The organism is Alicyclobacillus macrosporangiidus CPP55 (genome assembly GCF_000702485.1).
In the GTDB taxonomy this organism is placed as follows: Bacteria; Bacillota; Bacilli; order Alicyclobacillales; family Alicyclobacillaceae; genus Alicyclobacillus_H; species Alicyclobacillus_H macrosporangiidus_B.
This window is the reverse complement of record NZ_JNIL01000001.1, coordinates 3,144,882-3,166,287: the sequence shown is the minus strand read 5'-3', so window position 1 is coordinate 3,166,287 and position 21,406 is coordinate 3,144,882. Positions and strand designations below refer to the sequence as shown.

The following is a 21,406-nucleotide window of genomic DNA, read 5'->3' as shown; positions in this document are numbered from 1 at the left end:
GAACGGTCCAATCAGACTAGTCCCCTCGGAGGACGCGTCACTCCCTCACATGGGTATGGATATCGGCGCACTGGATGGCGTCGCATTGTGAATGTGCACAGGTCCGATCGAAGGAGGCAAATGGGTCCGTTTCACTCTGCCGTATCCCCCTACGGCGGCAGTACGCTTGGAAGCGAAGACGGCGGACGACATTCCGCCTTCTCTGGGGAGCATAAGGGGGGAGAGGAACATGAACAGGAAACGGTTTACGGGATGGACGTGGGTCGTCGTAGCCTCCAGCGCGGCAGGGTTGACGGGTGCCATCGCGGGGTGCAGCATTGCGCCACAGGTGAGCACGGCGCCGACGAGTGGCCAGGCCATGACCGGGATGAACATGGATGGATCGCCGCAGGCCGACGGATCGACCGCCGCGGCCGATGCCCAGTATGACATCGCCCCGCTCGGGACGGGCAGCCAGGGTGAGCCGAAACAGGCGGACGGGCTGCGCTTGCTCCCGTACACCATGAAGAACGGCTACAAGGTGTTCCACCTGACCATCGAGCCGGTGTACTGGCAGACCCAGCCCAACGTCAAGCAGGTCGAAGCGTGGGCGTTCAACGGCACGGTGCCCGGACCGGAAATCAAGGTCAACCAGGGCGACAAGGTTATGATTCAGGTCACCAATAAGCTGCCGGAGGCCACTTCGGTGCACTGGCACGGTTTGGACGTCCCATACGACCAGGACGGCGTAGGCGGCCTGACGCAGCGGGACATCAAACCGGGCCAGACGTGGACGTACTCCTTCACGGTCAACGTGCCGCCCGGCGCCTACATGTACCACAGCCATCCGATGAACAATATGATGAAAGAAGAAGCGATGGGTGCCTTCGGGCCGTTCATCGTCGAACCGAAAGGAACCGGCTGGAAGCAGGTGCATCCAGGTTACCAGGAGGAGTACACACTGATGCTCAACGACTCGTCCCAGTTCGGGTACACCATCAATGGGCTGTCGTTCCCGGCCACCCCGGCGTTGCCCGCGAAAGTCGGTGACAAGGTTCTGGTGCACCTCATCAACATCGGCGACATGAACCATCCGATGCACGTGCATGGGATGCACTTCCAGGAGATCGGCCAGGACGGCTATCCGCTGCCGGCGCCCATCACGATGGACACCATCGATACCGCGCCCGGGACCACGTATGACCTGTCGTTCCAAATGAACCAGCCGGGCAAGTGGCTGTTCCACTGCCACATCCTGCCACACGTGACGAGCGGAGCCGACATGAGCGGGATGATCACGCTGTTCGACGTGTCGAACAAATCCTGACCGAAGCAGGGCACGGCAGGTGGGGCGCAGCGACCCCCCCACGGCGCCCCGCCGCGACTCCGCGACCGTCCCGCCCTGCGTTTCAATCCACCTGTACGCAGTGCCGGCCCCGAAGGGCCGGCCCGACGCTCTACCGCCTATCCTGCCAGGCGCAAAACCAGATAGAGTACCGAGAGGGTGGCGAACAGCACCGGCAGGGCCGCACCACGCCCGGCCCGCAAGCGCTCCGCCGACCTGCCGACCGTCGGTAATCCCCGCCCGGCCGTCTGCAGACAAGGTCAAAATCCTCGATTGGCCCACTGGATGGCGCGGCCCAGGAACGGGGACAGAGCAGCGGCCCACTCGTTCGGCTCCTGGTTTTCTGCGTAACCCTTGGGCAAACCGAGCACGGGACAATCGAACTCAAAACCACCCGAGCCCCCCGGACTGATGGTCAGCAGTGGCACTTGGTAACGGCTGCACAGGTTGCGAACCGCCTGGTCCTTCTCCGCAACCTCGCCATCCTCACGATGGGAATCATAGATATCCAGCTTAACGGGCAGAATCACCGCACAGTCCGGATCCGCCTCGAACGATTGCGTGATGACCGCATCAATTTCGTGCCCCAACAGCCGCCGCTCTTCTGGGCTCAAGTCCGGCTTGTAGCCGAGCACCCAGGACACCGGAACCTGATGATGAACCTCAATACGATAGCTTGGACTCAGAACTTGAATGGATTCCCTCAAAACCCGTTCACTGTGGCTGTGCACGAAGGAGCCCTGTGCAAAACTCACGTTGCGCTCGTGCCAGGACAATGGAGCCGCGAGGAGCTTGAACAGGCTGCCCGTTTGTTCGCGAATTCCCATCGTCGTGCCGCCGTGCGAACACTGCAACACGTACTCATTGTTGTCCTGCGAGATGCGCACCCACAGGATGCCGTGCTGGTTATACAGATCATGAAGGGCCTGCGGTATGTACTCCGTTTCGATGACCATGCACGGTTTTTTGTCTGGATCGTTCTGCTTCGCCAAGACTCCGAAACACGGCTTGAAAAACTCCGGTAATTGCATGTTCAATCGGTAGTTCCGCACAAATACATGCCTGCGTGTGGGCCTGAGCAGCAAGGTGTACCCGGAAAATTGTTTGGCCGCCTGCACGATGCGGCGCTCCAGATCATTCATGAGCCAAATGTTCGGCGTGTATGCCAAATTCATCCCCCCGTACATGCTGAAACCGCGTCCTCGCGGACTGATACTCCATCGCACCAGAGCAAAAACCTGCGTAGAGTTTCTCGCACGCCGAGAGGAATGTCAACAATTAGTCCCCGCGCATCTGCTCCCGGTTGCCACGCCGCCGCAACCAGTACCCGAAGCCCCAAAACACGCCCACGGCGATCACGCCGATCAGAACCCACCACACGAACCCCTCGAGCACCCCGAGGAAGATCAGCGCCGCACCGACGAAGTACGGCAGGACGGACACCGCCGCCGTCCACACGTACGGCCAGAGCCGGACGGACGGCATGGTCCCGACGATGTAGCTGACCACGAACCCGGGGATGGGCAGCAGGCGCGCGAACAAAAGTCCCCATACGCCGTGACGCCGGATCCAGGCGTCCACCTGCTCGAACCGAGCCGGTGTGATGAGTGACTGGAACAGCGGTCTGCCGAGGTTTCGCGCCAGGGCGTACACCACGAACGAACTGAGCACCGCGCCTGTCCACCCGTACAGGACGCCCCACCATGCTCCATACATCTTCATGTACAGCACCAAAAGGGCGTCGGACGGCATCGGCGTGATGCTGACCAACGCCATGAAGAGGATGCTCAACACGATGCCGATGGCGCCCCAGGATCGGATGACGTCCGAAAGCGCGTCGTGCCGGTCGAGGTACAGGTACACCCCGACGCCGATCACCGAGACGGCGAACAGGATGAAAGTCCACGAAGTCGGTTTGAAGCGGCTGCCTTCGAGCATCAGACGACGTCCTTTCCGTGCGATCGAGCGGCTCGCACCCGCTCCAGGCCGGCGAGCGCTGCCTCCACCACGGCGTCGGCCGCCCCCGGGCGCGCCAACTGCCGGCACCGCTCTTTCATCCGTCTCACCTCACCGGGAAAATCGGGGCGGATCAGGGCTGACCGCAACGCTTGGACGTTGCCCACGGCCAGGCCGGCGCCCATCGCCTGCAGGAACCGCGCGTTGTCCGCCTCCTGGCCGGGCAGGGGCTTGTAGAAGATCATCGGGCATCCGCTCGCCAGGCACTCGCTGACGGTGACGCCGCCCGCCTTGACGAAGGCCAAGGTGGCGTGCTGCAGCCACGGCGCAACGCCCTCAGTGAACCCCACCGCCATCAACCGGGGTTCCCCGCGCGCCGCCACCCAGCGATGCATCCGTTCGTTCCGGCCGCACAATACCACCACCCGGTGATCCGGCATGGCCGTCAGCACCGTGTCAATCACGCCGGCCAGATCGGGAAACAGGCCCCGCCCACCGGTCATCAGAAGAACGTACGGCCCCTGCCCGGCCTCCGCCGGCCGCGGCTGCGGGTGTTGAAACTGGCGGCGCACCGGGATCCCCGACGGAAGGACGCGGGCGGAACCGGCGAACCGGGACGCGCCTTCCGTCAATGCCTCGTGCGCGACAAAGTACGCGTCCGCGGCGCGGTGAAACCAGTGGCCGTGCACGCTGAAATCGGTCAGGACGACGCCCAGCCACGGTCCCGCGGCGGCTGAGGAGACCATGGCCGGACCGTGATCGGGGAACAGCTGCAAGACGAGATCGGGTCGGTACTCGGCGAGCATCTTCCGGTACGCGCGGCGGGAGAACAGGGCCAACCCCGCCCACAGGGGCGCCCGCGGCCCCCAATGCTTCGTCCAGTCGTAACTCCATCCGTACAACCAGGGTGCGGTGCGAGTGATGGTGTGGTACATCCACTCGTTGAAGCCGGCCATCGCCCGGTTGGTCTGCTTGAACGCGTCCAGCTCGTACACGTCCGCCCCGCGCGCCAGGCAGGCCTCCCGGAGGGCGTTGGCGACCTGCCGGTGGCCGTCACCGAACCCGGCCGACATCAACATCACCCTCGTCATCCCATCCTCCTCCCGCTCCATCTCTCTCAGTGTACGGAAATGCCGACCGGCCGCGCAACTAGACTATTCAGCCGTTCACGCCGCGCGCCACCACGTATCCCAGGCTGATCACCACCACCACCAGGACCACCACGACCGTCCCCCACAACGGCGTCGTGGCGATCACGCCGATGAAGATGAGCGCCAGCGCCAGGATGGCCAGCCCCGCCCCTAGGCGCAGGCCGGGGCGGGTCGGCACGCCCGCGCGGTCACTGCGCAAGTACGCCCACGCGAGCGTGATCCAGACGAGGATCACGGAGTATCCCGGGATGGTCATCAGGTAGTCGAACGTGTGCCCCTTGGCAAAAAACGCGACGATCACGCCGACATACAGGAACACGGTGCTCGCGAGCAGCGCCCGCACCGGTACGTTTCGTGCCGACAGGTGTGCGAACCATCGCGGCGCCTGCCCGCGCAGGGCCTGGTTGTAAAGCATGCGCGAGGCGGCATACATGCCGCTGTTGGTCGCCGACAGGACGGCGGTCAGCATGACGAAGTTCATGATGTCGGGCACATACGGGACGCCGACCGACTGGAACACCGTGACGAACGGGCTCTCCCCCTTGCCCAACTGGTTCCACGGCACCAGGCTCACGATGACGAGGATGGGCAGGACGTAGAACAGGAGGATGCGGACGATGACACCGCGCGCCGCGCGCGGGATGGTTCGCTCGGGGTCCTCCGTCTCGCCGAGCGTCATGCCGATCATCTCCGTCCCTCCGAACGAGAACATCACCACCAACAGAGATGCCAAAAAGCCGTGCCAGCCGTGGGGGAACCAGCCGCCCTGGTCGGTGAGGTGGTGAAAACCGGGACCCGGATGGCCGCCGAAACCGGTGAACAGGAGGATCAGGCCGAAGATCACGAACAAGGCCAACACCGCGATCTTGATAAAGGCCAGCCAATACTCCGTCTCCCCGTACACGCGCACCTGGAAGATGTTGATGACGGTCATCGCCACCGAGACGATGAGGGCGAGCAGCCAGATGGGCACGCTGTTGAACCAGTACGATAAGAACCCGGCAGCTGCGGCCGTCTCGGCGGCCATCACCAACACCCAGTCGAGCCAGTACATCCAGCCGATAAAGTGCCCCGCGAACGGCCCGAGCACCGGCGACACCAGATCGCGGAACGTTCTGGCCTCCGGCCTGCGTGCCGCCATCTCGCCGAGACCCTGCATCACCATCAACAGGATGATCCCGCCGAGCAGATAGGCGAAGACCGCCCCCGGCCCCGTCTGGCTGATGGAGGTGTCCGATCCCCGGAACAGCCCCGCCCCGATGGCCCCGCCGAGGGCCATCATGATGACATGGCGGGGTTTCAGTTGCCGCTCCAACTCCTGCCCCGGACGGGCCGGGGAATGATTCCGCGCGTCGTCCATCGTCACCAACCCCACACGCTGCCGGCCACGTTGACCACCAGCTCCAGCTTGCGCCACTGCTCATCCTCGCTGAGCAGGTTCCCTTCTTCCGTAGAGGCGAAGCCGCACTGTGGGCTGAGGCACAGTTGCTCGAGCGGCACGAAACGGGTCGCCTCGTCGATGCGGCGTTTGAGGTCGTCTGCCTTCTCCAGCTCCCCGAACTTCGAAGTCACCAGGCCGAGGACGATCTTGAGGTCCGGCCGCTCGACAAACCGCAGCGGCTCGAACCCGCCCGCGCGATCGCTGTCGTACTCGAGGAAGAACCCGTCGATGGGCAGCTGGGTGAACAACACCTCCGCCACCGGCTCGTACCCGCCCGATGCGATCCAGGTCGAGCGGAAATTGCCCCGGCAGATGTGCATCGTCAGGGTGAGGTCATCCGGCCGCCCGGCCACCGCCTCTTGGATGGTGCGGGCGTAGCGCTGGGCCAGCACGTCCGGGTCCCAACCCTTGGCCCGGATCTGGGCACGCTGTTCCTCTGAACACAGGTACGCCCACGAGGTGTCGTCCAGCTGCAGATACCGGCAGCCCGCTTCGTAGAACGTCCGAATGGCCTTTTGATACGCGGCCGCGAGATCGGCGAAAAACTCGTCCGGGTCCGGATACACCGCCGGATCGATCTGACCCCGAAAATGGAGCATGCTCGGGCTCGGAATCGTCATCTTCGCCGTGCTGTCGCCGGCGACCGACTGGAGATATCGAAAGTGCGCCAGCATCGGGTGATCGGTGAAGCCGAGCTTGCCGGAGACGCGGATGCCGCGCGCCTTCGTCTGCACCTGGTGAAATTGGATCCCTTGGTCCGCCTCGTACCCCTCGACCCCGTCGAGGTGTTCGAGAAAGTCGAAATGCCACCAGGCGCGCCGGAACTCTCCATCCGTCACCGCCCGCAGCCCGATGTCCCGCTGCTGGCGGACGACGCGCCGGATCTCCTCGTCTTCAACGCGGGCCAACTCCTCCGCCGGAAGGCGCCCGGCCTCCCGTGCCCGACGGGCTTCCTTCAGGCGGGCGGGGCGCAACAAGCTGCCCACGTGGTCGGCCCGGAACGGGGGCCTGTCCCCAAGCTGTGCCATGTGCTGTCCTCCTCTGAACTCATCTCGGTCCTTTCCTCAACGCCTATTATAGCTTGACGTTCTCCCCAGCCCTAAAGGGCGGGGATTCTTTCTCGCTCATCGCGAGCCACGCGGGTGCGCCGATGCGGATGCCACCGCACACCCGTAGGGGACGCCATCACCCCAACTACTGGGCCTAAGCCCAGATAATTGCGCCGGATTAACCAGAACATTTCGGAGATATTTTAGACACTTAAAATATGGTGCTTGCACGAATACATAACGTTTCATTGGATTTGTGCTCCATAAACGGAGTATACAGCATGAAGGTGTCCAATCGAGAGCAAAAGATTTGGCCGCCTGGTCCCCGGGGCTGAAGCCCGGGATTCACCTGGTGTCCGCCCCCGTCCGTGCCACCTCGTCCCAGAGATGAATACCCTGTGGAGACATCATCTGCCATGGAAGCAGGGAGTTTTCGATGCATGTATGGGTCTTCACGTTTGAGTACGGACCGTCCATCATCGGCGGACTGGGTGTGGTGGCGACCCGGTTGTCCCAGGCGCTGGCCGATCTCGGGCATGAGGTCACCGTCTTCACGCGCGCCGGGGGTCCGCCCGGGATCACCCGCGACGAAGGCGTGTCCGTCGTCCGCCTGCCGGCGCGGGCGCCGTTTTACCTTCGGGAACGCCGTCGTTACAAGGTCCATCCGATTGCCGACCTCACCGCCGAGCTCAGTCTTGATCGCCCGGATGTGATCCACGTGCACAGCGTCCAGTTTGCCAATGTCGCTCTGCACTTCGGCCGTGTGCACGGCGTACCTGTCGTCTACACCTGCCACTCTCTCGTCCGCGATGAACCGCAGAGCCCCTTGCGCAACCTGGTCATGCGCCGGCAGGAGCGGCTTTTGAAGAAATGCGATTCCGTCGTCGTGCCGAGCGAGTGGCAGTGGCGCACACTCGTAAACGCGTATCCCGCCTGCGCCGGACGGGTGCGGGTGATCGCCAACGGCGTCGACGTCCCGGAAGGGGCCCGGCTGGCCACGGTCGCCACCGAGGTCGCGGAGGCCGCCGAGCGTGCGGGGCGAGACAAACTTCGGTTGTTGTTTGTAGGGCGGTTGGTGCCAGGAAAAGGTGTCGAGAGTCTGCTGAGGGCGGTGGCGATCCTCCGGCGACGCGGCTTGTCCGTGCAGCTGGATGTGGTGGGCCGGGGATCGCGGGCATACACGCAACACCTGCAGCGAATGGCGCGGCGGCTGGGCATAGCGCACCGGGTACGCTGGCTTGGGTTTCGGGCACCGTCCGCCATACCGCAGATGTACCTTTCCCACGATGTGGTGGTGGTGCCGAGCCGGCAGGAATCCTTCGGACTGGTGGCGCTGGAAGCCATGGCTTGGGGGGTTCCGCTGGTCTCGACGCGTTCCGGGGGATTAGCCGACTTCGTCGACCCCCAGGTGGCGGAGGTGATCCCGCGCACCACGGGATTGGCTGTGGCAAACGCCATCCACCGGATCGTCCGCCGACCCGAGGCAGCCCTGGCGTACGTGGAGGAAGCACGACGGCGGGCCGAGCGCTACGCTTGGCCCCGTGTGGCGGAGCGGTACGCGGATCTGTTCGCCGAGATCTGTCAAGTGGACGGACCGGGGATAGAGATCCCGATGGAGGCGGAAGTCCATGGCTCAATGGCGTTTTGAACGTGTGGTGTCGGAAAAACTGCAGGGTCAGGTGTGGCGCGTCCAAAGCGAGGGTCGCGTGGGCTACTTCAAGTTCGCCCGGGACGACCAGTGGCGGTACTCAGGCCCCTACATCGCCAACGAGTGGATCACGGCGGCGTTGGCACGCCGGCTTGGCCTGCCCGTGGCGGACCTGGAGGTGGCGGACGTCGTCGGCCCGGACGGAGTGGCTTGGCACGGCGTCGTCTCCGTGGTCACACCGGCAGAAGAGGTGATCAGTTGGGCAAAGGCTCCGCAGGCGGTCCGGCAACGACCGGAAGACCATCTGTACGATGTGGCGCGCCTGAGCCAACTGGTCGTGTTCGACGCCTGGACGGCCAACGTCGATCGCGCTACCGGCACGAACCTCATCCTGTATCGGCACCAGGGCGAGCAGCGCTACCATTGGTACCTGATTGATCACGCCCTGTGCCTCCTCGGCGCGCCCTACAAGTGGGAGAAGCACAGGTGGCGTGATCCCTTCTGGAGCCGCCTTTGGCTCTACTACCATACCCCGCAGGGTCTCCTGCGGCTCCAATCCTCCTGGTCCGCGTTGTCGCCGATGATTCGGCGGATCGAACGCCTACAGCCTGGCGACATCGACGCAGCCATCGCATCCGCTCCACAGGGATCGCTGCCCTCCCGCATGCGGCAGGAGACACGGGCCCTGCTGCTGCACCGGCAACGCATCCTCCGGACCCTCCTGCGCCGCTGGCTGACCTTCCGCGGCGTGAAAGAATTCCGCCCTCGCCGCCATGATTGAGCGGCTTGCGCATCCGCCCCCCGAGGCGCAAGCCGCCCCACGGATGGCGGAAGCGGGCGAGGTCCGGCCGGTCCGTTTCCCGTTCCGTTTGCTCCTTTCATCGTAGAATGCCAGAATAGAATGCGAGGTTTCAGCGATCTCTGGCTTTTCCAGGGTGGACAAGGTCGAAAGGGGCATGGGGGCCGATGGAGCGGGTGAGCGTGATTGGGGCCGGCGTCATGGGGCACGGGATCGCCCAGTTGTACGCCATGGCCGGTTTTCGCGTCGGACTGTACGACGTGGCGGAAGCTGTGCTGGTAAATGCCGTCCAACGAATGGAAGAGAGTTTGCGGGATATGGTGGACGCCGGGTGGTTGACTTCGGAAGACGCCACTGCGGCGCTGGCGCGGGTGGAGACGACCACCGACCTGCGGGAGGCCGTGGCAGGTAGCTTCTGGGTGACGGAGGTCATCCCGGAAGTGCTGGAGCTCAAGCACAACCTGTACGCCCAGCTGGAGGAAGAGGTGGCGGAGTCGTGCGTGATCGCATCCAACACGTCCACGCTGCCGCTGGCCCAGCTCACCGCACGCGCCAAGCGTCCGGAGCGGTTCGTGATCACCCACTTTTTCAATCCTGCGCAGCTGGTCCCGTTGGTGGAGGTCGTCCGCGGCCCAGAGACGCGCGAAGACGTCGTGCAGCAGACCATCGCGATGCTCCGTCGCCTGGGTAAGGCGCCCGTGGTTCTGAAAAAGGACGTCCCCGGATTCATCGCGAATCGGCTGCAGGCAGCGCTGGTCCGGGAGGCATTCCACCTGCTGGCCGAGGGCGTGGCGGACGCGGAAGACATTGACCGGGCCCTCAGCGAGGGACCGGGGTTCCGTTGGGCGTTCATCGGCGCTCTGGCCACGGCCGACTTTGGAGGTCTCGACACCTGGCAACGCGTGTGCACCAACCTGTTCCCAGTGCTGTCGAACGCGGTGGAACCTCCCGCCTGGTTGGCCGAAAAGGTGGCGGCCGGGATGCTCGGCGCCAAGACCGGATCCGGCATTTTCTCGTACGCCCAAGGGGAATTGGAGGAACGCCTCCGTGTACGCGACGCGGCGTTCCTGCAGCTTTTGGGGATCAAGCGCGGAATCCCCTCGCCCCTGCGGGGGGATCGGGGCGAGGTGACCAGCGGGGACAGGGGGTCCGAAAAAGCCTGACTTCCCCCCGCCCCTGCTGGCATCGCTTGTGCTTGTGCGAAAGGCCCTCGGCCTTCAAGACAACTTTTGCTTCAGCGCCTGCAGCGCCTGTGTGAGGGAACCGTTGAGCGAAGACAAGGTCTTCACATCCAACGAACTGGCTTTAATGCCGGCGTGCAGAGGATCCAGGTACTTCTCCACGGCCTCGTAGTCGTCGGGAAAACGGGGCCGAACCTGGTCCTCAAACGTGGCCCACTGTTCTTCCAATTTGTCTCCCAGCTGGCCGGCCTGCGCCACGTCCTTCGCCTCGATGGCCTTCGTCAACGCGGCCGTTGTGGCCAACATGCTGTCGATCCCGCTGCGGATGGCAGCCGTCGCATCATTTCCCGGGCTGGCCGTGGTCTGATTCGTCACGCTCTGGGCATTCTGGGTGGCGCCGGCTGGTGGTGCACTCGTGTTTGCGGCTCCGGTTCCATTCTGGGCAGCGCCGCACCCGCTCGCCAATCCCACCGTCAATGCAATGACTGCCAAAGCTTGTCCCATTCGTCCGATTGTCACAGGAGGGTCCCCCTTCTGCTGTCGTCAATGCAAGTTGTCAAAGATCACGGTCCTCCGAACGACCCGGCCACGGGTGTCCTGCCCCCAAAAGATCACCTCCACTCGAAGGCGTTCGCATTCTGAATGCATCCTCGCCCCAGCTGCCGGCGTCATGCGCGGTGTTCTGCCTGCACCATCCGCCGGCCGCGCCGTTGCCGCCACAACAGGACCGACAGGGCGACGACAATCAGAAGCGCCTGGGGCAAAGCGCTCTGCCAGGAAGGATACAACGCCAACACGTCCACGCTGGGCAGCCACGGCGCCACTGTTGAGGGCAACACGCCGGCGAGCTGCAGACTGTGGATACCCATTCCGGTGAACTTCACGCACAGGTAAAAGACGATCAGGCTCGACACAAGGAAGAAGGGCCGCAGCGGGAGTTTCATGCCGAGCACTAACATGAGAACGGCGACCACCGCCAACGCGGCCAGTCCGATGGCCAACCCTAGAATCAGTTTGTTCAGGCTGATCTGATTCACCATTCCGATGATGAAGAGCACCGTCTCCGTCCCCTCGCGGAAGACCGCCAAGAACGACAAGAAAGCCAGAGACAACATGCGCCCCGTCCCGAGGGCCTGTGCGGTCTGCGTCCGGATGTACTGGTTCCAATCGGCGATCTGGGACTTGCCGTGCAGCCAATAGCTCATGTACAGCAGCATCGCCGCCGCGATGACCCCTGTCCACCCGGCGATGAGGAAGTTGTTGTGACCGAACGCGCCGGAACTAAACACGAACTTCACGAGGACGGCCAACACCACGCTGATGCCAAGCCCGGTCCCGACGCCGGCCCAGACCCACGCCCGGCCTCGGCGCGCGCCCGACTTCTTCACGAACGCGAGCAATGCGGCCACCACGAGGAGGGCTTCCAGGCCTTCGCGGATCGGGATCATCGCCGCATCCCACACCGTGTATCCTGCCTGTGCGGCCAGAGGAGACAGATACCCGATCATGGTGTCCAACAGCGCCGTCGCGCCGTGCGTGTCGGGCGGATTGGCGGCCAGCATCGCGTTGACCGTCACCATGTCGCGCTCCGCGTTGTTATAGACCGTGCTGGACTTGGCCACGACCTGCCCCTCGACGCTGAGCCACACCTGGCGGACCTGCGCGATGTCCGTCAAGGCCTGCGACACATCGCCGCTTGCCGCCGCCGCCTTGGTCTGCTGCAGCAGGACGATGAACTGATCGAGGGTGACGTCCTGCTGAATCACGGTCTGATCCGCTCCATACCGGCCCGCCGCAAACGCTTCGCACGCCTGATCGAGTTTCTGAAGCGCCGTGACAGCCGCCTTCTGGTCGTGCTGCATCAGGGCGTATTCCACCTCGCCCATGGCGCCCTCGATGTCCGCGTACGCTTTGCCGGACTCCTGTTTCACGCCGTCCTCAATCTGAAACCAGCGCTGATGGAACCCGTCATACTGCTGTTGGGCCTCGTCCAGACGGTTCGCCTGTGCCGCCTGCAGCGCTTGCTCCACCTGTTGAGCGGCCGTACCCACATTGTGCTCCGCCTGCGTGTCGGCCAGGGCGGGCTGCGCAAGCCCCAGCCAAAGCCCGACTGTCACCAGCAGGCGCATCATCCGGTTTGCCACCGGTCCCCCTCCTTCCCGCTCCGCCGGGTAACCCCCGGATGCGGGTTGCGTCGCGAAGCCAGGTCTGCGATGTCCCCTCGCCATGCCCCGATTCACAACACGATTCTAAGGGATAATAATTGACTTCACAAGTCATGTTTTGGGCTCACATTGTGACGGATTTCAAAACGGAAATGAAAATGGTTAGCATCATCTAACACGGTGTTTTAGCCCCCGGTGGCTGGGTGGACGTGCCCGTCAGACACGGCAACCCGTTGGCTACGGGCCCTCTGACAGATCCATGTGTGACGGTATCCATCGGAATCGTGCAAGGCACTGGGTCGCGGCCGCCCTACGTCCCGCGGTGGCACAAAACGTTTTGGATGTTATCGACCCGGGGAAGCGGCGCGATACAAAACGTTTTCATGTAATCTCGAACCGATCCCGTTCGGATAAAGTGGTTCCATGATGTTATCGGTGCCGTCCGTACCCCCGGGAAGCCTGGTTAAATACAAAACAGTCTAGGAATGCCCGAACTCGCCCAGATACATACGAAACCGTCACTATCCGCTTGTGACCCCGGTCGAATGAACACCATTTTTTCACTACCACATCGTCACGACGGTGGCACGTCGGGGCGCCCGGCTGCGAAACCATGGAAAAGGGCCCCACCTGAACCCCCGGTGAGACCCACCACATTCACGCACATTTCGCCCGGGCGGGCGAGCCTGTCGGAGGCTCACTGCGCCAAGACGATGTAGTGCTGCGGATTCGGCCGCCAGATGTCCGTCTGAAATCCGGCCGCTTGAACCTTTGTCTCCAGTTCCGCGGCTTCGATCCGCTCCTGCACCGGAGGCCCGGCCTCCATCGGTTTCTTCTCCCATTCGATGACCATGACCCTGCCCCCGGGTTTCAACAGTCTGCGAAACTCGGCCAAGGTCTGATCGAGGTCGTCCACTTCATGCAAAACCAATGAACAGAGAATACGATCCACACTCGCGTCCGGCAACGGAATGTGTTCCGCTGGGGCCTGCACCTGCTCGATGTGGGTCAGGCCAGCCTCCGCCGCCCGGTTCGCCAACAGGGCGAGCATATCAGAAGATACATCGATGCCATACACCCGGCCGCGCGTCATACGGGCCAGCGGAATGGTGAAGTAACCGGGTCCGCAGCCTACATCGGCCACCGCGTGATGCGCTTGCACATCCAGCCTCTTCAGGATGTCTTCCGGCGGCAACAGCTTTCTTCGCTCCGGGTTGTCGAGCTTCGCCACGTGTTTGGGGTCAAACCGGTGTCCCATGCCACACCTCCTCGACAACGCCGCCCTGAATCACCCTGCCGCTTTCTCCACGGCCGCGCGCAGGGCGGTCTCCACCCGCTGGGCGGTCTCCATGAGTCCGTCGTCCCCGATGACGCCCATCAATGTGGTCGGTCTCGGCAAACCGATCACCGTCTCACCGTGGTCTTCGTATACGACCACTTTGCACGGGAGAAAGTACCCGACCATCGGATTTTGGCTCAGGGCCTGCTTTGCTTCATGGGGATTGCAGATCTCCAGCACCCGGTACGGCTTGTCGAAGTCCACACCCTTTTCCTTCAGCTTCGACGGTATGTCCATCTGCCAAAGCACCCCGAACTTCTGCTCCTTGAGCGCTTCCTCCAGGGCCTGAACCGCTTCGTCGACGCTTTTCGAGGTACGCTTGCTGTAGTGGAAATCCTCCGCCATCGTGCCCACCTCCACGAAGGTCAATGCAGGACGTCCGCCAACTGGCTGACGAGCTGTCCTTTTGGCATATAGCCCACCAGTTGCTTCACCGGCCGGCCGTTTTGGAACAGGATCATCGTCGGAATGCTCATGATCCCGAACGCCGCGGCCGTCCTCGGATTCTCGTCCACATTCAGCTTGGCGACCACCAACCGGTCCGCCGCTTCGTCCGACAGCTCTTCCAGCACGGGGGCCATCATACGGCACGGCCCGCACCACGCCGCCCAGAAATCGACCAGCACCGGTTTGTCGCCTTGGATGACGCTGGCGAAGTTGTTGTCTGTCACCGTGATCGTCGACATCGTTCACCCTCCTCACCGGCTTTTCATCAACAGTTCAATCGCTTCCCGAATCACCTTGTCGGCGCTGCCGCCCCCCGACAGTTCCTCGCGGATGCACTGCTCCATGTTCTCGCCGACCACATACATGATGACCCGGTCCACAGCCGCCCGAATGGCCGACAACTGCGTGACCACCTCTTTGCACGACTTGCCCTGCTCCATCATGTGAAGCACCCCGCGCACCTGACCTTCGATGCGGCGCAGCCGGTGCTTCACCGGATCCGTGTACTCCATGAAAGTTACCCCCTGTCCGTCCTCATTATACCCCCCTCCGTACAAAAGAGAACCTCCTCTCCGGGCGGTCCCGCCAGTGGCCTCACCGCCCGCGGCTCGCCTGCCAAGCCATAAATCCGCCGGAGAGATTGCGAACATCCGCAAACCCTTGCTTCGCCAGCAAACGGGCGGCTTGGGCGCTGCGCATCCCGGAGTGGCACATCACCACTACGGTCTTGTTCTTGTCGAGCTCGCCGAGACGGTTCTTCAACTGGCCGAGGGGGATGTTGCGGAAACCCTCCACATGACCCTGGCGGAATTCGCCCGGCTCCCGCACGTCCACATACTGCACACGCGTCTTTCGATCGCGCAGCATCTCCCGCAGCTCGTGCACCCGAAGGGTCTTCACCCCTTTGGCGGGCAGCATGCGATACACAAAATAGACGATGACGGCCAACATCCATACGATCCAAATCCAGTGCATCCTCTTCACCTCCCACCCCAAGGTATGCATCCCTGCGCCAAAAACCCATGCCCCGGCGCTTCCACTGCAGCGAGCCGCCCGCCGGACGCTCATCGCCCGAGCCAGGCCAGCACGTTCACATACAGCATGTAACCCGCGACGAGGACCAACACCCCGGAGAACAGCCTTTGCAGCCTCCGGGTGTCACGCCCAAGCCTCGTGCAGGCGTACACCCCGAACACGCCGCCGAGGACTCCGCCGCCCATGTACAGTAGGACGATGAGCCAATCCACCATGCCGGACAGCGCGTACGACACCGCGGTGGTGAGGCCGAAGGTGCCCACCGAGAACAGCGACGTGCCAATCGCCTCGGCCATAGGAAGCCCAGCGGAGAAGACCAGCCCGGGTACAATGAGAAATCCGCCGCCGATGCCGAAAAACCCCGCCACCAGCCCGGTGCCCAGTCCCGCTGGGACCACCCGCCCCAGGCGGACCGGATGAACGCCGTGTCCCGTCTCACCGGTGCGCTGGGATCGCCACATGCGGATGGCGATGACGAGCATCAGGAGGGCGAACAAGAACAAGATCACGCGGTCGTTCGCCATCTTGCCCATCACCGTGCCGAGATAGGCGCCGGCGGCGCCAGGGAGCGCAAACGCCACTCCGGCCTTCCAGCGCACGTGCCCCTGCCGCCAATGCGGCAGGAGGTTCACGTAGGCGTTGGCGGCCACGGCGAGCGCGGTGCTGCCGATCACGACGTGTGCATCGTGCACCCCCACCACGTACAGCAGCAGGGGCACGGCAAGGATGGACCCCCCACCGCCGATCAAACCGAGCACGAATCCCACCACGCCGCCGGACAACACGGACAGGAGCATCTGCAATGCGGTCAGATGCGGCACCGGCTCACCCCCTTACCCGGCGGGGTATATTTCGCCGCAAAAAATCAGCCATGCACCGCACACCGATTCGGCCCAATTTCCATCTCCCGTTGCTCGTCCTCATCGGGTTGCAGCCTGCCCATGTTCGTCAGGCGGATCTCCTGATACGCGTTCGGCTGCGGCGGGAGGTTTTCCGTCACCAGCGTGCGGAACGCCTGCGCATCCTCGACCTGCAGCCCCGCGTTGGTCGCGTACACATCCCCCAACTTCGCATGCACAGACCCGTCCGGATTCACTTCGCTGAGATCGCCGTAGTGCGCGGGGAGCAGGGTGAGATGGGAGGGCAGCTCCGGATATCTTTCGTACAGCGTCTTTCGCAGATCGCCCGCCCAGTCCGCCGCTTTGCCGGCGAGATCCGGGCGTCCGATGGATTTCACGAACAGAATGTCACCCGACAGCAGATACCGGTCGTCCACCACCAACGACGTGCTGCCGAGGGTATGTCCTGGGGAGTAGACGGGGACGATGCGGACCGTCGTGTGGCCGACCAGAATGGTACGCTCCGCCACCAACGGCTCGTACCCAAACTGCACCTCCGCGGCGTCCTTGGGAGGCAGCCAATAGGTGGCCTGGGTCTGCTCCGCCAACTTGCGCCCGCCGGAGATGTGGTCGGCGTGCAGGTGGGTGTCCATCACGTGGCGGATCGAGAGCCCATGCGCTGCCGCAAAGTCCGTGTACGCGTCCGTCGTCCGCACCGCGTCCACCACGGCCGCCTCTCCATCGGACGCAATCAAATACGACAAACATCCCTTGCCAAACCGCACGAACTGGTAGATCGCACCTCCTCCCGTGAGATCCCCGACCTTCACGGGCCGCAGCGCCTCGCTCCAGGCCTTCATCCCGCCGGCAAGCACTGCCACGTCCGTCACACCGGCAGCCTGCAGCTGCTCCGCCACGTACACGGATGCCCCTTCCTTGGCGCACACGACCAGAACCGGCAGATCCTTCGGCAGCCGCTTCAGCGCCGGTTCGACCCCATCCAGGAGATCGAAATACGGGATGTTGACGCTGGTGACCTCCGGGCCTTCAATCCTCCAGTCCGCGTACTCCTCCTCGTTGCGCACGTCGAGGATGAACATGGGCTCCCCGCGCAATAGCTTCTCGAACACCTCGATGGGCGACAGGCGAGTCAAGGTCGTCTGGATCATGCTGCGTTCCTCCTCTCACACATCCTGGGTGACGGGCCCCTGCCACTGGCTCATGCCGGGCACCACGTTGTACACCGGGCCAAACCCGCGGCTCGCGAGGATCTGGCAGGCCGCGTCACTGCGGCTGCCGGTGCGGCAGATGACGTACAATGGCTCGCCTTTGCGGCCTTCCAACGCCGTCAGTCGGGCCTCCAATTCGCCGAGCGGGATGGAGATGGCGCCGGGAATGTGCGCGAACGCGTATTCGGCGGGCTCCCGCACGTCGATGAGGGTCACGCCCTCTCCCAACTTCTGTAGCAGGTCCTCGTTCGTCACCGTGTGCGGGAACCGCTGCTCCGGCTTGGTCTCCTCCGGGCGGGACTTGCGGATGAAGTGCCGGAACACTTTTCCCTCCGTGATCGTCCCGAGAAACTGGTGGCCCGTGCGGTTCGCCCAGCCCTTCACGTCGGCCACCGAACCGGGATCGGTCGCCACCACCTCCAGCACCTGCCCTGCTTGCATCCCGTCGATGGCCTTCTTCGTACGCACAATCGGCATGGGGCAAGACAGGCCTTTGCAGTCGATGGTCTTATCCACGGTGATATGGGTCATGCCCACGCCTCCTTTCAGACAAACTTAAAACGTCACGGTCACATCGGCGTCGTACGCGAAGTCGAGGAACGTCACGGCGCCGCCCACCTGTACGCCGTCGATGAAATCGTCGACGGTCAGACCCATGACATCCATGGTCATTTGGCACCCGATGAGCTTCACGCCGCTCTCCTTGGCTACCTCCAACAGTTCGGCGATGGTCGGCACATTCGCGCGCTGGAAGCCTTCCATCCAGTGCTCCTTGCCCGGGCCCATGGTGAGGGTGTTCGCGGCGTCCTTGCGGATGATGTTCAGACCTTCGAAGGTGAAGAAGATGGCGACCTCGGCGTCCGTTGCGGCGGCCGCCGTGGCGATGTTCAGCACCTTGTAGGCCGTGTCCAGTCCACCTTGGGAGGCGATGATGGCCACACGTCGTTTTTTGTCGGTCATGGCAGGTCACTCCCTTTCTTCATTCGATCTCCCAGCTCCAGGCGTTCATGCCGCCGAGCATGTTCTTCACACGGGTGAACCCAGCCGACGCCAGAAACTCGCAGGCCATGGCGCTTCGGTTGCCGCTGCGGCAGACCAGGATGGTGTCCCGGCGCGGATCGATCTCGCCCATCCGCGCTGGAATCTGCCCGAGCGGAATGTTTTTGGCACCCGGAATTTTTCCGGCGGCCACCTCGCCCGGTTCCCGTACGTCGATGATCTGCAGCGGCTCCCCGCGGTTCAGGCGCTCGTGGACGTCCAACGGATGAATGTGGATCACGCTGCTTGTACGCTGCACAAGCTCACCTCCCAACCGGTTCTAAACGCACTCCCCGAACCCCATGTACCCGTACGGGTATATATACGGTACGGGGTATATATTATGACGCGGCTGTGTTTGTGTCAACACCCATAAAGGAGCGCAGATGATTTCGTCAAGTGGGGCCACGCACGCCCACACCGCCGAATTTTTGGACCCTCAAGCCGACCCGTTTTTCACTTGGCTTGGGTTTGCACCATCCCCAGAATGCCACGCCAACAACCCACGTTGAAACTTTTTCGGCCCGCTCAACACGTTTCATGCTTGCCCCATTCACTTCAATCGCAAGTCTCCACAACAGTACAACCCCTGCAATGAGTTCAATGATACTATCCGCACCAAATGCTACAAGCGCCAAAGAGTGGGCAATGACTCCTGCTCCTATCGCCACGCCAGCTTCGACAATCATCCAAATGACTGATGCAATTTCGATATTCACACCTTTACGAACCGATACAGCATGAACGGTTGTAGACAATCCACATCGCCACCTTATTGTTCTTCGTGCACGTAGTAATTCACACAACCCGCAATGCGTTGTGCATTCTCAGCGACCACTTCGTCAGCAAGGCTGAGTAAACGAAGGATTTTTTCATCGGCTATGCGGTAGTACACATGTCTCCACTCTTGGCGATTCAGAACCAACCCGCAGTCCTTCAAACAAGCGAGATGGTTGGATACATTGCTTTGTGAAAGACCTGTTTCCTCACTCAACATGCTAACTGTTTTCTCCCCTTGGCGCAGTGCTAACAACAATGCCAAGCGTGACGGGTCAGCTAATCCACGAAAAAACTTGGCTCGGACAGATAAGGCTGTGTCTACTGTAGCGCTCACATTTACCACCTCACATCATCATTTCAACAATTAATGATATGAATAAGATATGACTAATGTGTTCATTTCGCAATGGGCTGATGTGTTCAACACACCCTTGACCCACCCCACACTTCACATCCACCCCAAGGTTCTCCCTATGCCTCAATCGCCAATTGTCAAAGTAATACAGTTGTCCATCGACAACAAACTGCAACCAGATTGTATAGCACTTGTTAACTTAATAACCATATAGTTATAATATTCATCGGGGTGATTGTATGGAGTTCGAGCAACTTGCAGATGCGTTGAAGGCTCTCGGCGATCCAACTCGTTTGAAGATCATCGCACTCCTTCAGACTCGTGACTGTTGTGTGTGCGAACTCGTCCCGATATTCGGGATTTCGCAACCAGCCGTCTCAAAGCACATGAGTCGCTTAAAGAATTCTGGTTTGGTCAAAGAGACTCGCAAGGGAATGTGGGTATTTTATTCCTTGAACCGTGAGCGTTTGGATGAAATCGGGATGTCTCTCTCGAATTTACCCGACTTGTCCGAAGAACTGCGGCGGCTGGAGCAAAAGGGTTTACTCGTACAGTGTGAATAAGGAGCGTGGAAAACAATTGGTCAAACGGTTATCTTTTCTCGACCGATATCTCACCATCTGGATTTTCGCGGCGATGGTCGTCGGGATTGGTTTGGGGTACGTAGCCCCTCATTTCGTTGACGGACTGAATCAATTACAAGTCGGAACCACATCTATTCCGATTGCGATTGGCTTAATCCTAATGATGTATCCACCGCTTGCGAAAGTGCGATATGAAGAGATCGGTCAGGTATTTCGAAACGGCAAAATCTTAGGTCTTTCGCTTCTCCAGAACTGGGTCATCGGACCTGTTCTGATGTTCGTCTTGGCACTTGTATTTCTTCGTGGTTATCCAGAGTACATGGTTGGTCTTATCATGATTGGTTTGGCGCGTTGTATCGCAATGGTCATTGTCTGGAACGACCTTTCTAAGGGCAATGCGGAGTATGCGGCAGGTCTTGTGGCGTTTAATTCGATCTTCCAAGTGTTGTTTTACTCCCTCTATGCCTACGTTTTCGTGACCGTCGTTCCGCAATGGCTCGGATTTCACACCATGGTCATTCATATCACCATCGCGGAAGTCGCGAAAAGTGTATTTATCTATCTTGGTGTTCCGTTCTTGGCTGGTGCGATTACCCGTTACATCTTCGTGAAAACAAAGGGACGTTCGTGGTACGAGAAGAACTTCGTACCGAAAATCAGCCCGATTACGCTGATTGCGCTGTTGTTCACCATCATTGTCATATTCTCGCTCAAAGGGAACTTGATTGTTCGCTTGCCATTGGATGTCGTTCGGATCGCGATTCCGCTTCTCATCTACTTTGTCGTCATGTTTCTGGTGTCCTTTTTCATGGGCAAAAGGGCGGGTGCGGATTATTCCGTGACATGTACATTGTCCTTCACTGCGGCAAGCAACAATTTTGAGCTTGCCATCGCTGTTGCCGTTGGTGTGTTTGGCATCAACTCAGGAGCCGCCTTTGCCGCAGTCATCGGTCCTTTAGTGGAAGTACCCGTGATGATTGCACTGGTGAACGTAGCACTCAAGTTCCAACAGAGATATTTCCAAAAGGCATCAGCCTAAACGGGAG

The 21,406-nt window shown here is 61.6% G+C and carries 25 protein-coding genes; 6 read left to right on the top strand and 19 right to left on the bottom strand.

Annotation, left to right across the window (positions count from 1 at the left end; translation table 11 throughout):
• Window positions 1–229: 229 nt before the first annotated feature.
• Window positions 230–1,306 (top strand): multicopper oxidase family protein, encoded by a 1,077-nt coding sequence (locus N687_RS21375; protein ID WP_035462407.1) that lies wholly within the window; start codon window positions 230–232, stop codon window positions 1,304–1,306.
• A 278-nt stretch (window positions 1,307–1,584) separates the two neighbouring features.
• Here the strand turns inward: N687_RS21375 and N687_RS0115720 are convergent, their stop codons facing one another.
• From N687_RS0115720 to N687_RS0115700, 5 genes are all read right to left on the bottom strand, one after another.
• Complete coding sequence (locus tag N687_RS0115720) at window positions 1,585–2,493, bottom strand: hypothetical protein (RefSeq protein ID WP_156040179.1); 909 nt, start codon at window positions 2,491–2,493, stop codon at window positions 1,585–1,587.
• A gap of 109 nt (window positions 2,494–2,602) precedes the next feature.
• Window positions 2,603–3,262, bottom strand: a complete 660-nt coding sequence (locus N687_RS0115715) for a TVP38/TMEM64 family protein (protein ID WP_029422763.1) — start codon at window positions 3,260–3,262, stop codon at window positions 2,603–2,605.
• Complete coding sequence (locus N687_RS0115710) at window positions 3,262–4,371, bottom strand: MGDG synthase family glycosyltransferase (RefSeq protein ID WP_051663331.1); 1,110 nt, start codon at window positions 4,369–4,371, stop codon at window positions 3,262–3,264. Before N687_RS0115710 ends, N687_RS0115715 begins: the two co-directional genes overlap by 1 nt.
• 67 nt (window positions 4,372–4,438) lie before the next feature.
• Window positions 4,439–5,791 carry an amino acid permease gene (locus N687_RS0115705; RefSeq protein WP_051663629.1) on the bottom strand — a complete coding sequence of 451 codons (1,353 nt, stop codon included), beginning with the start codon at window positions 5,789–5,791 and terminating at the stop codon, window positions 4,439–4,441.
• Window positions 5,792–5,793: 2 nt separating this feature from the next.
• Window positions 5,794–6,900, bottom strand: a complete 1,107-nt coding sequence (locus N687_RS0115700) for a 5-methyltetrahydropteroyltriglutamate--homocysteine S-methyltransferase (protein WP_029422760.1) — start codon at window positions 6,898–6,900, stop codon at window positions 5,794–5,796.
• Between the two features lie 457 nt (window positions 6,901–7,357).
• Between N687_RS0115700 and N687_RS0115695 the strand changes: the two genes are divergently transcribed.
• The 3 genes from N687_RS0115695 (at window position 7,358) to N687_RS0115685 (ending at window position 10,531) form a co-directional block, all read left to right on the top strand.
• A complete protein-coding gene (locus N687_RS0115695) occupies window positions 7,358–8,569 on the top strand; it encodes a glycosyltransferase family 4 protein (RefSeq protein ID WP_029422759.1) in 1,212 nt (403 codons plus the stop codon).
• Window positions 8,550–9,350 carry a HipA family kinase gene (locus N687_RS0115690; RefSeq protein WP_051663330.1) on the top strand — a complete coding sequence of 267 codons (801 nt, stop codon included), beginning with the start codon at window positions 8,550–8,552 and terminating at the stop codon, window positions 9,348–9,350. The genes N687_RS0115695 and N687_RS0115690 overlap by 20 nt, the downstream gene beginning before the upstream one ends.
• A gap of 185 nt (window positions 9,351–9,535) precedes the next feature.
• Window positions 9,536–10,531 (top strand): 3-hydroxyacyl-CoA dehydrogenase family protein, encoded by a 996-nt coding sequence (locus N687_RS0115685; protein ID WP_081841463.1) that lies wholly within the window; start codon window positions 9,536–9,538, stop codon window positions 10,529–10,531.
• A 54-nt stretch (window positions 10,532–10,585) separates the two neighbouring features.
• Here the strand turns inward: N687_RS0115685 and N687_RS21370 are convergent, their stop codons facing one another.
• The 14 genes from N687_RS21370 to N687_RS23315 all read right to left on the bottom strand — a co-directional run bounded on the left by N687_RS21370 (window position 10,586) and on the right by N687_RS23315 (window position 19,755).
• Window positions 10,586–11,068, bottom strand: a complete 483-nt coding sequence (locus tag N687_RS21370; protein ID WP_156040178.1) for a hypothetical protein — start codon at window positions 11,066–11,068, stop codon at window positions 10,586–10,588.
• A 149-nt stretch (window positions 11,069–11,217) separates the two neighbouring features.
• The gene (locus N687_RS0115675) at window positions 11,218–12,693 is read right to left on the bottom strand and encodes an FTR1 family iron permease (RefSeq protein ID WP_197029298.1); all 1,476 of its coding nucleotides are present in this window, start codon (window positions 12,691–12,693) and stop codon (window positions 11,218–11,220) included.
• A gap of 718 nt (window positions 12,694–13,411) precedes the next feature.
• On the bottom strand, window positions 13,412–13,972 hold the full coding sequence (locus tag N687_RS0115670; RefSeq protein ID WP_029422754.1) for a class I SAM-dependent methyltransferase: 561 nt from the start codon (window positions 13,970–13,972) through the stop codon (window positions 13,412–13,414).
• 30 nt (window positions 13,973–14,002) lie between these two features.
• Window positions 14,003–14,398 carry a DUF302 domain-containing protein gene (locus N687_RS0115665; RefSeq protein ID WP_029422753.1) on the bottom strand — a complete coding sequence of 132 codons (396 nt, stop codon included), beginning with the start codon at window positions 14,396–14,398 and terminating at the stop codon, window positions 14,003–14,005.
• Between the two features lie 20 nt (window positions 14,399–14,418).
• Window positions 14,419–14,739 carry a thioredoxin gene (gene trxA, locus N687_RS0115660; RefSeq protein WP_029422752.1) on the bottom strand — a complete coding sequence of 107 codons (321 nt, stop codon included), beginning with the start codon at window positions 14,737–14,739 and terminating at the stop codon, window positions 14,419–14,421.
• Between the two features lie 12 nt (window positions 14,740–14,751).
• On the bottom strand, window positions 14,752–15,012 hold the full coding sequence (locus N687_RS0115655; RefSeq protein WP_029422751.1) for a metal-sensitive transcriptional regulator: 261 nt from the start codon (window positions 15,010–15,012) through the stop codon (window positions 14,752–14,754).
• 82 nt (window positions 15,013–15,094) lie between these two features.
• Entirely contained in the window at window positions 15,095–15,475 is a 381-nt protein-coding gene (locus N687_RS0115650; RefSeq protein WP_029422750.1) for a rhodanese-like domain-containing protein, read from the bottom strand.
• Window positions 15,476–15,564: 89 nt separating this feature from the next.
• Window positions 15,565–16,356: a sulfite exporter TauE/SafE family protein gene (locus tag N687_RS0115645; RefSeq protein WP_156040176.1), complete on the bottom strand. Its 792-nt coding sequence runs from the start codon at window positions 16,354–16,356 to the stop codon at window positions 15,565–15,567.
• 44 nt (window positions 16,357–16,400) lie between these two features.
• On the bottom strand, window positions 16,401–17,543 hold the full coding sequence (locus N687_RS0115640) for an MBL fold metallo-hydrolase (RefSeq protein ID WP_051663329.1): 1,143 nt from the start codon (window positions 17,541–17,543) through the stop codon (window positions 16,401–16,403).
• Window positions 17,544–17,558: 15 nt separating this feature from the next.
• Window positions 17,559–18,134: a sulfurtransferase TusA family protein gene (locus N687_RS0115635; protein WP_029422747.1), complete on the bottom strand. Its 576-nt coding sequence runs from the start codon at window positions 18,132–18,134 to the stop codon at window positions 17,559–17,561.
• A 24-nt stretch (window positions 18,135–18,158) separates the two neighbouring features.
• Window positions 18,159–18,563: a DsrE/DsrF/DrsH-like family protein gene (locus tag N687_RS0115630; protein WP_029422746.1), complete on the bottom strand. Its 405-nt coding sequence runs from the start codon at window positions 18,561–18,563 to the stop codon at window positions 18,159–18,161.
• A gap of 19 nt (window positions 18,564–18,582) precedes the next feature.
• Window positions 18,583–18,900: a rhodanese-like domain-containing protein gene (locus N687_RS0115625; protein ID WP_419670140.1), complete on the bottom strand. Its 318-nt coding sequence runs from the start codon at window positions 18,898–18,900 to the stop codon at window positions 18,583–18,585.
• A 136-nt stretch (window positions 18,901–19,036) separates the two neighbouring features.
• Window positions 19,037–19,399, bottom strand: a complete 363-nt coding sequence (locus N687_RS23320) for a hypothetical protein (protein WP_231493504.1) — start codon at window positions 19,397–19,399, stop codon at window positions 19,037–19,039.
• 14 nt (window positions 19,400–19,413) lie between these two features.
• Window positions 19,414–19,755, bottom strand: coding sequence for an ArsR/SmtB family transcription factor (locus N687_RS23315; RefSeq protein ID WP_081841462.1), 342 nt, complete (start codon window positions 19,753–19,755; stop codon window positions 19,414–19,416).
• Between the two features lie 260 nt (window positions 19,756–20,015).
• Between N687_RS23315 and N687_RS0115620 the strand changes: the two genes are divergently transcribed.
• Together N687_RS0115620 and arsB are read left to right on the top strand one after the other, a co-directional pair.
• Window positions 20,016–20,339 (top strand): ArsR/SmtB family transcription factor, encoded by a 324-nt coding sequence (locus N687_RS0115620; RefSeq protein ID WP_029422744.1) that lies wholly within the window; start codon window positions 20,016–20,018, stop codon window positions 20,337–20,339.
• Window positions 20,340–20,355: 16 nt separating this feature from the next.
• Complete coding sequence (gene arsB / locus N687_RS0115615) at window positions 20,356–21,399, top strand: ACR3 family arsenite efflux transporter (RefSeq protein ID WP_269320521.1); 1,044 nt, start codon at window positions 20,356–20,358, stop codon at window positions 21,397–21,399.
• Window positions 21,400–21,406: the final 7 nt, after the last annotated feature.